The sequence below is a fragment of the Pseudomonas sp. genome (assembly GCF_028293835.1).
In the GTDB taxonomy this organism is placed as follows: Bacteria; Pseudomonadota; Gammaproteobacteria; order Pseudomonadales; family Pseudomonadaceae; genus Aquipseudomonas.
In genome coordinates, this window is the sequence record NZ_JAQGNX010000157.1 from 1 (window position 1) to 10,966 (window position 10,966).

General features: G+C 54.7%; 12 protein-coding genes and 1 tRNA gene. 6 read left to right on the forward strand and 7 right to left on the reverse strand.

Annotation, left to right across the window (positions count from 1 at the left end):
- Positions 1-387 precede the first annotated feature (387 nt).
- On the reverse strand, positions 388-1,323 hold the full coding sequence (pbpG, locus tag JWR17_RS21145; RefSeq protein ID WP_299834493.1) for a D-alanyl-D-alanine endopeptidase: 936 nt from the start codon (positions 1,321-1,323) through the stop codon (positions 388-390).
- 259 nt (positions 1,324-1,582) lie between these two features.
- On the opposite strand from pbpG, the gene JWR17_RS21150 reads away from it, so the two are divergent.
- Complete coding sequence (locus JWR17_RS21150; RefSeq protein ID WP_299834494.1) at positions 1,583-2,143, forward strand: hypothetical protein; 561 nt, start codon at positions 1,583-1,585, stop codon at positions 2,141-2,143.
- 129 nt (positions 2,144-2,272) lie between these two features.
- On the opposite strand, the gene JWR17_RS21155 is transcribed toward JWR17_RS21150, so the two are convergent.
- From JWR17_RS21155 to JWR17_RS21170, 4 genes are all read right to left on the reverse strand, one after another.
- The gene (locus JWR17_RS21155; protein WP_299834496.1) at positions 2,273-2,455 is read right to left on the reverse strand and encodes a hypothetical protein; all 183 of its coding nucleotides are present in this window, start codon (positions 2,453-2,455) and stop codon (positions 2,273-2,275) included.
- A gap of 127 nt (positions 2,456-2,582) precedes the next feature.
- The gene (locus JWR17_RS21160; RefSeq protein ID WP_299834498.1) at positions 2,583-2,777 is read right to left on the reverse strand and encodes a hypothetical protein; all 195 of its coding nucleotides are present in this window, start codon (positions 2,775-2,777) and stop codon (positions 2,583-2,585) included.
- Between the two features lie 235 nt (positions 2,778-3,012).
- Complete coding sequence (locus JWR17_RS21165; protein ID WP_299834500.1) at positions 3,013-3,345, reverse strand: hypothetical protein; 333 nt, start codon at positions 3,343-3,345, stop codon at positions 3,013-3,015.
- Positions 3,346-3,553: 208 nt separating this feature from the next.
- Positions 3,554-4,207 (reverse strand): DUF480 domain-containing protein, encoded by a 654-nt coding sequence (locus tag JWR17_RS21170; RefSeq protein WP_299834502.1) that lies wholly within the window; start codon positions 4,205-4,207, stop codon positions 3,554-3,556.
- 303 nt (positions 4,208-4,510) lie between these two features.
- Here JWR17_RS21170 and JWR17_RS21175 point away from each other — a divergent pair, with 303 nt between their 5' ends.
- Together JWR17_RS21175 and JWR17_RS21180 are read left to right on the forward strand one after the other, a co-directional pair.
- The gene (locus tag JWR17_RS21175) at positions 4,511-5,020 is read left to right on the forward strand and encodes a DUF1993 family protein (RefSeq protein ID WP_299834503.1); all 510 of its coding nucleotides are present in this window, start codon (positions 4,511-4,513) and stop codon (positions 5,018-5,020) included.
- 250 nt (positions 5,021-5,270) lie between these two features.
- Positions 5,271-6,431, forward strand: a complete 1,161-nt coding sequence (locus JWR17_RS21180; RefSeq protein WP_299834505.1) for an MFS transporter — start codon at positions 5,271-5,273, stop codon at positions 6,429-6,431.
- Here the strand turns inward: JWR17_RS21180 and nhaR are convergent.
- Positions 6,400-7,317 carry a transcriptional activator NhaR gene (gene nhaR, locus JWR17_RS21185; protein ID WP_299834506.1) on the reverse strand — a complete coding sequence of 306 codons (918 nt, stop codon included), beginning with the start codon at positions 7,315-7,317 and terminating at the stop codon, positions 6,400-6,402. The two genes, JWR17_RS21180 and nhaR, sit on opposite strands and share 32 nt — an antisense overlap.
- 146 nt (positions 7,318-7,463) lie before the next feature.
- On the opposite strand from nhaR, the gene JWR17_RS21190 reads away from it, so the two are divergent.
- Both JWR17_RS21190 and JWR17_RS21195 read left to right on the forward strand, forming a co-directional pair.
- Positions 7,464-8,207, forward strand: a complete 744-nt coding sequence (locus JWR17_RS21190) for a TerC family protein (RefSeq protein ID WP_299834508.1) — start codon at positions 7,464-7,466, stop codon at positions 8,205-8,207.
- A 382-nt stretch (positions 8,208-8,589) separates the two neighbouring features.
- Entirely contained in the window at positions 8,590-9,279 is a 690-nt protein-coding gene (locus tag JWR17_RS21195; protein WP_299834509.1) for a PA2778 family cysteine peptidase, read from the forward strand.
- A 108-nt stretch (positions 9,280-9,387) separates the two neighbouring features.
- Here JWR17_RS21195 and JWR17_RS21200 read toward each other — a convergent pair whose 3' ends face one another.
- Complete coding sequence (locus tag JWR17_RS21200) at positions 9,388-10,671, reverse strand: FAD-binding oxidoreductase (RefSeq protein ID WP_299834511.1); 1,284 nt, start codon at positions 10,669-10,671, stop codon at positions 9,388-9,390.
- A 184-nt stretch (positions 10,672-10,855) separates the two neighbouring features.
- On the opposite strand from JWR17_RS21200, the gene JWR17_RS21205 reads away from it, so the two are divergent.
- A tRNA-Val gene (locus JWR17_RS21205) sits at positions 10,856-10,932 on the forward strand.
- Positions 10,933-10,966 lie beyond the last annotated feature (34 nt).

Below are 10,966 nucleotides of genomic sequence, written 5' to 3' on the forward strand. Positions count from 1 at the left end.
GCGGCAATTCCCCAGAAGTTATCCGCGACAAACACATCCCGAAGTTTGGACGGGTTGGTTCTATTCAACCGCCGTAGAGAGCGTCCGCGGCTCAGTACCGCCCCGAGCGCAACCCCGTACGCCAAGAGATGCAGGGTTGCCAGGAACCATTTGAAAAGCATGGTTTATCATCTCCAGTCATGAACGCAAGAACAGCTCCTATCGAACCGTTGGTAAAAGAGTTTTAGCCCACGGTTCGCGCTTTTGCCAAACTTCTCTACACCCTGGCGATATATTTTCGCCACAGTGAATGACAAATCAAACCGTTTGAAAGTTCATCCATTTGAGAACGAGCGGTGTGATTAACCCGGCGGCGATGGCTGTGTGATACACCGCCATCATGCGAGATTATTCTTTGGCCTGAATGCCGATCTGCTTCATGGTCAGGTTTTTCTCATTCCTGTACAGCACTGCCACCTGCGGCGCCGGGCCGCTTTTACCTGTTTCCATCCAGTTACGCATACGACCAGCATCGGCGAAGTGGGTGAATTTACCGAACGCATCGAGAATCACCACTGACACCTCACGATCAGCCATGGTGGTCAGTAGCACGAGGCAGTGCCCTGCCTGATTGGTGAAGCCTGTTTTGGTCAGTTTGATGTCCCAGCGGGAATTCTTGATCAGGTGATCGGTGTTGTTGAAGACCAGGCTGTAGGTTGGTTTGTGAAAGGTCACGGTTTTGTCTGGCGTGGTGCTCAGTTCGCTCAGCATCGGGTATTGGCGAGCAGCGAGGACCAGCTTGCTCAGGTCGCGGGCGGTGGACACGTTATAAATCGACAAGCCGGTAGGCTCGACATATACCGTTTGTTTCATGCCTAGGGATTTCGCCTTGGCGTTCATCGCGATAATAAACTTGTTGTAGCCGCCCGGGTAACTGGCGGCAAGGCTTGCCGCGGCGCGGTTCTCTGATGACATCAACGCAATCAAAAGCATGTTTTTGCGATCAAGCTCGCTGCCGAGTTTGACGCGGGAAAACACACCTTTCATTTCTTTGGTGTCGACAATCGACACTGGGATCATTTCATCCATGGGCAGTTTGGCATCGAGTGTAACCATGGCTGTCATCAATTTGGTGACAGAAGCGATGGGCACAACCACATCCGGATTATTGGCGAACAATACTTTGTTGGTTTTCAGGTCGACGACCATGGCACTGCCAGACGCCAAGTGAAGTTGTGAAGGGTCACGATTAAAGGGGGCAGGTTCGTTTGCTGAAGCACCTTGAGAGAGTGCGGTGCCTGTAAATAGAAATAATAGGCTAAAAATGGAATGACGAATTTTCACGAGCGAGGCTCACTGATAATGGATATGCCGTTTAGCACGGGGTGTCTATAAAACCTCGTCCAGTTTATGAGTAGCTTTGTGCGCTGTCGATACGTGTTGTGAGTTGAATGCCTGTTAACCACGGTTGTACGCTTTTATAGACCAAAAAAGCCAGAATTGCTGTGGGAATCAGCGATATCCGTGGTGTCTGGCGGACGCAACGATTAGCATCCTTCGCCAATTGATACCAAAGTGCTCTCAACGATTCAGGAGTCAAGCAATGCCCAAGGGTTTTATCAGCAAGGATTACGTCGTACTGGTGACAGTGGCGGCTGTGGTTGCGGTGCTTTTGCTTGGGGTTGGCGCGTTCCAGCGGCCCGCTGACTGGGCCGGATGGATCCAGGCAGTTAGCCTGATCATCGGTTTGATGGTGGCGATCACTGTCCCTGCGATTCAAAAAAGGCAGGATGCGATCGCAAAACACAAACACCTGCGTGAGCGTGAAATAGGGTTTTCACGTCGAATGCAGTATTTGTGCGCAGAGCTGAACGAGTTGTTGACCAAAATCAGCGTGAATCTGGCCCACTTGCGCGCAACAGACCGCCACCGTTTGCAGCATACATTGCAAGATTATCTGCACCGTTTGTTTGAATCTCATAAAGAAGATTTGAATGACGACCGTGTGGTGATCGCCCACGAACTTCGCCAAGTGGTTAACGAGTTAGTTGACGAGTTGGAAAGTGGTCGGGCAGATCGTGGAGTGTTAATGAGTTTAGATAAGCGCCTGCAAAAGCTGACACACAAGGCCCAGGTCAACGCGACGATGGCGGAGCGCGTTTGATTCGTTGTGGCTTTTGATACGCATAAAAAAGCCCGCATCAGGGATGCGGGCAAGGGGATGTGCGGAGCAACGCACGATACAGGGTGAAACGTGATCGTTAAAAACCGGGGTTGGCGGGGCAAAATCCCATCAGGCACTGAGTTGGCGTGCTTCGTATTTCTCCGATAAGGCCTGGGCCGCCGGCAATGTTTCGAACGGGCCAGAGACGGGTTCGCCGTTCTGCACCAGGTACCAGCAAGCCAGCAGGCCGAGCTCTCTGAGCGAGGCTGGAACTGCGCTGCCAATGACCGACATTATTTGGACCTGATTCATAAGTGCCTCCATCAATCTATGGCGCTACTCTACGGCGCCAGTGGAAGGAGGGATAATCACCGCTCTCGATAGTCGACATTGATGCTAGCGAGGTCCTTTATTCAGCATAAAGAGCGGGCTTCTTCGATTAATCGACCACTTGATCAAGCATATCCATCACTTCGTGATCGCTGATAATTCCTTTCTCAACCAGATTTTGAGCCAGCAACGACAAGAATTTTGCGCTGCGATGACCTTCAAGGCTTTTGAGCTCAGTGAGTGCGCAATACACTTTGTTCGACGTGCATAAACCCGCCGCGCGGTAGGGGTGTTGAGTGGGCATCGGGAGTCCTTATTGTTATGAAGTATGAGATAAACAGTAACCAACCATCGTACAGAGTCGCAAAGTTGTAGACCTTTACCCATGGCCGGGAATTCATAGCGATGTGGTAAATAATGACTGACGGCCTATTGACCCATTGTCTTGCCTGCGACCTGTAACACGCTAATCTGGACGCAAAAAAATGGCCCCGCCCTTTGGAGGGGCGGGGCCAGTATTAGTGCCACTACTCGTATTCCTAGTAACCATATCCGCGTGGATGACCATAGTAGCCGCGGGGTGGACCGTAATACCCAGGGCGATAGTAACCAGGGCCGGGAGCTACTACGACCGGTTGGTAATAAACCGGAGGCGGTGGAGCCTGGTAGTAAACCGGCTGTGGCGCGTAGACCGGTTGTGGTTGGACATACACTGTCCGGGGTTGAGAAGCTACGGCGCTACCGACAACAGCACCAACCACCGCGCCTACCGCAAGACCCGGACCCCAGCCGCCGCCACCATGGGCTGACGCCTGGGTTGCGATTGCTAGGACACCTATTAACAGGGCAACCTTGGGGATTTGACGAATCATGACTATTCCTCGACTTTCAATCCCGTTGTCGCGAGCTTGCGTTACTCTCAAGCACTGCCACGGGATACTTCTAAGACAGCCGTTTTGCAGCAATCTGCGAAACGCGTGAGTAAAGATTGTGTAAGTGTGTCTGAACGTATCTGAGCGCTATTATCGCGCACCTGCTGAAGTACGCAATGGAAAGCCGATAAGCTGTTGATATGCGGGGCTATTCCAGCCTTGCCAAGCGCTCTTCCAGCGCGGCGATGCGTGCCTCCAACTCGTCCATGCGTTCCGCCGATGCTGCGATCGTGCCGCCTGTAGAGCGCTCCGGCGAGGAATGCCGCGCAGCGAGAATCGCTTCGATGTCGTCGGGATCGCCCAACGAATGCATGTAACGGTCTTCGCGCTGGCCCGATTGACGCGACAGCAGCGTTGCCAGACCACGGGCAATCAAGCGTTCCAACTGGTGAGTAACCTGCTCCACGTCTTCGAATTCATGCATGCGGCTACTGCGGGTCAGCAGTTCGTTGACCGTTTGCGGTCCACGTAAAAACAACAAGCCGCTGAGGATTACCTGCGCCGGCACCAATTCCAGCGCCTTGTCGACCCGGTGCTCCCAACGATCGGCGCGGCTGCCCATGACCAGCCTGGTAAAGCCTTTACCTTCCAGAGCCCGCAGACTTTGACCGACCTGGCCTTGGGTCAGGTTCATCACCGGTTCGCGGCTGGTTTTTTGATTGCAGGCGGTGACCACAGCGTTAAGCGTCAGCGGGTAGGTCTCGGGGCTGGTTGCTTTTTTTTCAATCAAACAGCCCAGGATGCGCAATTCGGCGCTGGTGAGCTGCAGCTTTTCAGCGGATTCGGCTGAATCGGTAGACATGTCTTCTGGCCCCTTACTAACAGTTAAAACCATAGTTCATCCAGTTCGCTTGGCAACGCGCCTGCTCAGACAAAGTCTGGAAGGCCCTCAGGACGGAGTGTCGCCAATACTGACGTCTTCCGCATAATCAAGCGCGTCCTTTTTGATTTTATTGAGAATTATCCAAACCAGTTTCCTGTCGGCGTGAAACGAACCCTTTCAAGGGGCTTAAACGCTATTGTTTGAATCCGTGGCGAAACAAAAGACCAGCCGCTTCCCTGGCCACCATGGCTATAATCACGCACCTTAAATTCAGGACTTGTCATGACTATCTCCCTGTACGCAACTTCTATCCCGGTTTTCAAGCAAATGCTTTCCGCGTTGAGCGACGTTCTGGCCAAGGCTGATGCGCACGTCACTGCTAAATCCATCGAGCCTGATGCATTGCTGCAAGCCCGCTTGTTCCCGGACATGTTTCAACTGGTCCGCCAGGTGCAAATCGCTGTTGATTTCTCCAAAGGCGCAGCGTCTCGCCTGGCGGGCATTGATGCACCTAAATATGACGACTCGGAAAAATCCTTCGCCGATTTGCAGGCGCTGATCGCCAAGACCTTGGATTTCCTCGCCACTATTAAGCCTGAGCAAATCAATGGCCAGGAAGATCGCGAGATCATCACCCGTCCAGGCACGCCGAAAGAAAAACGCTTTGACGCTCAGACTTACCTGCTGGGCTATGGCCTGCCGCAGTTCTTCTTCCACGTCACCACTGCCTACGCGATCCTGCGTCACAACGGCGTTGAAGTCGGCAAGCGCGACTTCATGGGTTCGTATTGATTTATTAAATACGCTACACCGTTGAGCTTCGATGTGTGTAAGAGCTGCCGAAGGCTGTGATCGACCGGGACCGGTCGCTTTCTTGATACCGCTGAAGGTCGTGCCGGTCGCCCGCGATCCCGGCTTATCGCAGCCTCCGGCAAGCTCCTACAGGCTCTGTATTTCCTGCGTACAGCGCGGTGTCGGAGACGAGGCGCAATCCCCTACGGATCGTCCCTGGACTGATCCGTGTCGTCGCTTTGGAGTTTTCATGTTGTTCCCTATTTTGCTGTTGTCGGCCGCTGGCTTCACCGTGCTGACCACAGAGTTCGTCATCGTCGGTCTGTTGCCTGCCATCGCCCGTGATCTGGAGATCAGCGTGTCGCAAGCCGGCCTGCTGGTGACGTTGTTCGCATTCACCGTGGCTACTTTCGGTCCGTTCCTCACCGCGTACTTCGCGCGTTTTGAGCGCAAGCGCCTTTTTGTCACCATCTTGGTCATCTTCGGTTTTTCTAATGTGCTGGCAGCGCTGGCGCCGAATATTGAGGTCATGGCCTGCGCACGACTGCTGCCCGCGTTGGGTTTGCCGGTGTTCTGGGCATTGGCGAGTGAAACGGCAGTGGACATTGTCGGCCCCGAATACGCCGGGCGCGCCATTGCCAAGATCGGCTTCGGTATTGTCTGTGCGACTGTGTTCGGTATTCCTGTGGGCACCCTGATTTCGGACGCATTTGGCTGGCGCAGCGCTTTTGCAATTCTCGCCGTGGTGGCCTTTGGCAAGGCTTTGTTGCTGTGGATTTACTTGCCGGTCACCCATAAGCACGAAGCGCCAGTGTCGCTTTTAAGCCAGTTCAAAATTCTGCGAAGTCCTTTGATGCTTGGTCACGTGTTGCTGTCGGTACTGGTCTTCAGCGGGATGTTCACCGCCTACACCTACCTGGCGGACATGCTCGAGCGTCTGGCTGGCTTTAACGGTACGGTGGTGGGCTGGTGCTTGATGGGCTTTGGCGCTGTAGGTTTACTTGGCAACTCAATGGGCGGGCGCATGGTTGATCACCATCCGTTGATAGCGAGCCTGGTGTTCAGTGCCTTTATGATCACCGGGATGGTGGCCGTCGTGCCGAGCATGCACTCGGTCTTGGGCCTGGCGCTGGCCTTGGGTATTTGGGGAATTACCCAGGCGGCATTGTTTTTGGTCAGCCATGTCCGGTTAATGAAGGCTGCGCCCCATGCACCGGCTTTTGCTGCCTCCTTGAATATTGCCGGGGCCAACCTGGGTATTGGCGTTGGCGCAATCATTGGTGGGCGGGTCATCGATCATCTTGGCCTCGACAGCCTGGGATTCGCTGCGGCAGGGATTATCCTGCTGTCGATTTTGCTGGCCCTGTGGATGATGTTTTTCAAACCGGTGCCGCTGAGTCCAGCGCCGTGAACAGCTCCCGTCGAGCGCCTTCGGTAATGGCCACAATGCCGGGGTGCTTGATCTTGCGCTCAACCGAAATCGCGTAAAAAGATTCGGTTACCGCTTCGGTGTGACCGATCAGTTGGACTTGATACTGCGCACGGACCTCGTCCGCGATCACGCTGGGCGCAATAAAAATGCCGCTGCCAGACTTGCCGAAGGCTTTCATCAGCGCGCTGTCATCAAACTCGCCAACGATACGCGGTCGAATATTTTGCTCGGCAAACCAGCGCATCAAGCGACTGCGTACCACCGTGTCCTGACCCGGCACAAGCAGCGGCGCACCCTGCAAACCGGCCGGGAAGTCTGCCCCATAACGTTCAGCCAGCTCCGTGGTCGCGAAAAAGCTGACGCCACATTCGCCCAGCTTCTGGCTATAGCCTTTAATATCCAAGTGCGAGGGCATCGGGCTGTCGGAAATCACCAGGTCAAGGCGTTGGATGGCCAGGTCAGCCAACAAACGCTCCAGCTTGTCTTCACGGCAGGTAATCCGAATGGGCTCAGCCAATTCCATGGTGGGCGCAATCAGCCGGTACACGATGGATTTAGGCACCACGTCCGCGACACCGATGCGGAACAAAATCTGTTGCTCGTCGGGCTGGGCGCGGAGCAATGCTTCCAATTCGCCGCCGAGCTGAAACATTTGTTCAGCGTAGGGGAGGGCGACGCGGCCAGCTTCGGTCAACTCCAATTGTCGACCGACCCGGCGAAACAAATCGATGCCATACGTCTGCTCCAGCAGGCTGATTTGCCCGCTGATGGTTTGTGCGGTCAGGTTCAACTGTTCCGAAGCGCGGACAATGCTGCCGGTTTTTGCCACTACCCAGAAGTAATGCAGTTGTCTGTAATTAAGCATGTGATCGCCGATTCGTAAAAACCGAAGTATATACGGTAGAAATACGAATTTTACTGATGTATTTGTCTGCTTAGAATGCGCACTGTCATTTAGCCTTATGTTCAGGCTCATTCATCAACGTTCAGGCTGAATCAGGGTTCTCATACATGGAATATCTTTTACAACTGGCTGCCAGTCCTACGGCTTGGATTGCCTTGGCAACCTTGGTGGTGATGGAAATCGTGCTGGGCATCGATAACCTGATTTTCATCTCGATTCTTACCAACAAATTACCCGAGCATCAACGGGCCAGAACCCGGCGCATCGGCATCAGCATGGCGCTGATTTTGCGCTTGGCGTTGCTTAGCACCGCCGCCTATATCGTGCGGCTGACCGAGCCGGTAATTGAGGTTTTCGGCCAGGTATTTTCCTGGAAAGACATGATCCTGATCGCGGGTGGTCTGTTCTTGTTGTGGAAAGCCACCACCGAGATTCACCATAGCGTTGCCCACGACAGCGTGGATGAAACGGCCACCAGTTCCGGCGTAACCCTGGGCTTTGCTGCTGCTATCGGCCAGATATTATTGTTGGACATGGTTTTCTCCATCGATAGCATCATTACCGCTGTGGGCATGACCGAGCATTTGCCGATCATGATGATCGCTGTGATTGCTGCGGTTGTGGTGATGCTGGTTGCTGCGGAACCGTTGGCAAAGTTCATCAACGACAATCCGACCATCGTGATGCTGGCGCTGGGTTTCTTGATCATGATTGGTATGACCCTGATCGCCGACGGTTTCGGCATGCACATACCCAAGGGCTACATCTACGCAGCCATGCTGTTCTCGGCGGTTATTGAAGGGTTGAATATGTTGTCGCGCAAATCCAGGCGCAAAAAGGCAGCTAACTGATGCGTGGGCGGGGACCGCTGGTTCCGAACTGAGCATTTTCAGTAGCAGTGGGCTGAGCACGTGGGTGATGGCGGCGAGAGATTCGCATCACCCCCCACAACATGGCCAAAGCCACTGCTAGCCAAGCGGCGATCAGCATCACAATTGTCATTCCCAGGCTCATACAATCCCCCGACGGTTCTGACGGTCTGCGTCTCTATAGAGGACAGTCTAGTGGAGGGTATGTTTCTGTCTGTTGACCAACGGTCCCGAAGGCAGGACTGTTTTGCTCTATCCAACCGGAAAAACTATAGATATCGAGCTATACCCCGGGCTTGAGGCGTCTTATGATCGCTGTCCAGGCCGGGTAGCGGTAGTCCGGCGTTAGTTTGAGCGAGTGAACATGCTGCGGGTATTACCTCGATTTCGTGCTACCACATCCACGCGAGTTAGCCTGGTTCTGGCTCTGATAGTGTCTGTTTCGGCCTGTTCCAGTGGCGTAAGCCCAGCGATGCAGCGCTTGCCGGATCGGGTCGAATTGAATTCGGTGCCGTTCTTCAGGGGCAATATCCATCAGAGTGGCCCGGGCGTTTTGGCCGCCATGTTGTCGCAACAGGGCGTAATCATCACACCAGGGTTGTTGGATAAGCCGCTGCAGTTGCCAGGCGACGAAGGCAAGCTTGAACAGAACATGCAAAACCTGGCGCGCCAGTATGGCTTCATGGTTTATCCGCTGGATAAAGAGCTGGACGCGCTGTTGACGCAAGTCTCCGCCGGGTTCCCGGTCATGCTGCGTATTACTGAAGGCTCTGCGTGGTGGTCTAAGCCACGCTACGCCATTTTGGTTGGCTACAATCGCAACAAACAAACGGTCATGCTGCATGCCGGCATGAACCGTCGGCTGTTGATGAGTTTCAGCAGCTTTAACTCGGCGTGGAAAGACGCCGGGCAGTGGGCGGTATTAATCCAGGGCCCGCGTCAGCTTCCGGCACAGGTAGATCAGCAACGCTGGCTGAGCGCGGCGAAGGATCTGAGCCAGGCCGGACAAGAACAGGCCGCCAGTGAAGCGGCCAAAGCGTTGAGGGCACAGTAACGGTAGGACGTTACACAGGTTGTGTAGGCGTTAATGTGTTTGCGACGCATTTATCGCGGTTTGTCAGATACACCGCCTCGCCAACAGGTTGGCTCAGGTATTTTGCGATCAAACCCCCACTTTATCCCGCAGCGCGTAATACCACGCGCCCAAGGCAGTAAGAGGGGTGCGTAATAACTGTCCGCCAGGAAACGGGTAGTGGGGCAGGCCGGCAAATGCGTCGAAACGCTCAGCTTGCCCGCGCAAGGCTTCGGCGAGCACCTTGCCGGCCAAATGCGTGTACGTCACGCCATGACCACTGCAGCCTTGGGAGTAGTAGATGTTGTCGCCGAGTCGCCCGACCTGGGGCAAGCGCGACAGCGTTAGCAGGAAATTTCCTGTCCATGCGTAATCGATCTTCACCTGCTTAAGCTGCGGAAACGCCTTGAGCATTTTTGGGCGAATGATCGCTTCAATGTCGGCGGGATCCCGCGCGCCATACACAACGCCGCCGCCGAAAATCAGGCGTTTGTCGGCCGAGAGGCGATAGTAGTCCAGTAAGTAATTGCAGTCTTCAACGCAGTAGTCCTGAGGCAACAGGCTGGCTGCCAACTCATCGCTCAGGGGTTCGGTGGCGATGACCTGACTGCCACACGGCATAGACTTCGCCGCCAACTCCGGCACCAGATTGCCCAGGTAGGCATTGCCGGCCACGATCACGAAGCGCGCCCGAACCTTGCCCAGCTCGGTATGGACAACCGGACTGGCGCCGCGCTCGATCCGAATCGCAGCCGATTGCTCATAAATGACACCGCCCAACGACTCAACCGCAGCGGCTTCGCCCAACGCCAGATTGAGCGGATGAATATGGCCGCCGGTTTTATCCAGCAGGCCACCCACGTACAGCTCACTGCCAATAGCCTGGCCGATGCGGCGCTTGTCCAGCAATTCCAGTTGGGTATGGCCGTAGCGCTCCCACAGTTTTTGCTGTGCTTCCAGATGGCCCATTTGCTTGGGGGTAATGGCCGCGAAGACACCGCCCTGTTTCAGGTCGCACTTGATGTTGTACTTATCCACCCGCTCACGAATGATCGTCGCGCCCTCGAACGCCATGCGCCCTAGTAACTGCGCCTGCTTGGGTCCGACGGTGCGCTCAATCACATCGATATCACGGCTATAACTGTTAACGATCTGGCCACCGTTGCGCCCAGACGCCCCAAAGCCAACCTTGGCCGCCTCCAGGACCGTAACCTTATAGCCATGCTCCAACAGAAACAGGGCGCTGGACAGGCCGGTATACCCAGCGCCGATGATGCAGACGTCAGTGTCCACATCGCCGTCCAGCCGTGCGCGTTCCGGGGCGATATTCGCGGACGCAGCGTAATAAGACTGTGGATAGGGCGTGTTCGTCATCCTGCAACCTCCGTTCTGTATTTTTTACGGGCGTCAGGATCCTACCTCAGAAGAAATCCAGCCACCAGTGAGCGTTGAAATCACGCCCCACAGAGGAGTCAAAAAAAATACGCGTATTCATGGGGTTAGCGCAAAAAAAGAGGTTGACACACATTCAGATATCCGTAGAATGCCGACCCACAGCAGGCACGTAGCTCAGTTGGTTAGAGCACCACCTTGACATGGTGGGGGTCGTTGGTTCGAGTCCAATCGCGCCTACCAAACAAAATCCGCTCTGCTGGGCGGTCTAGAAGGG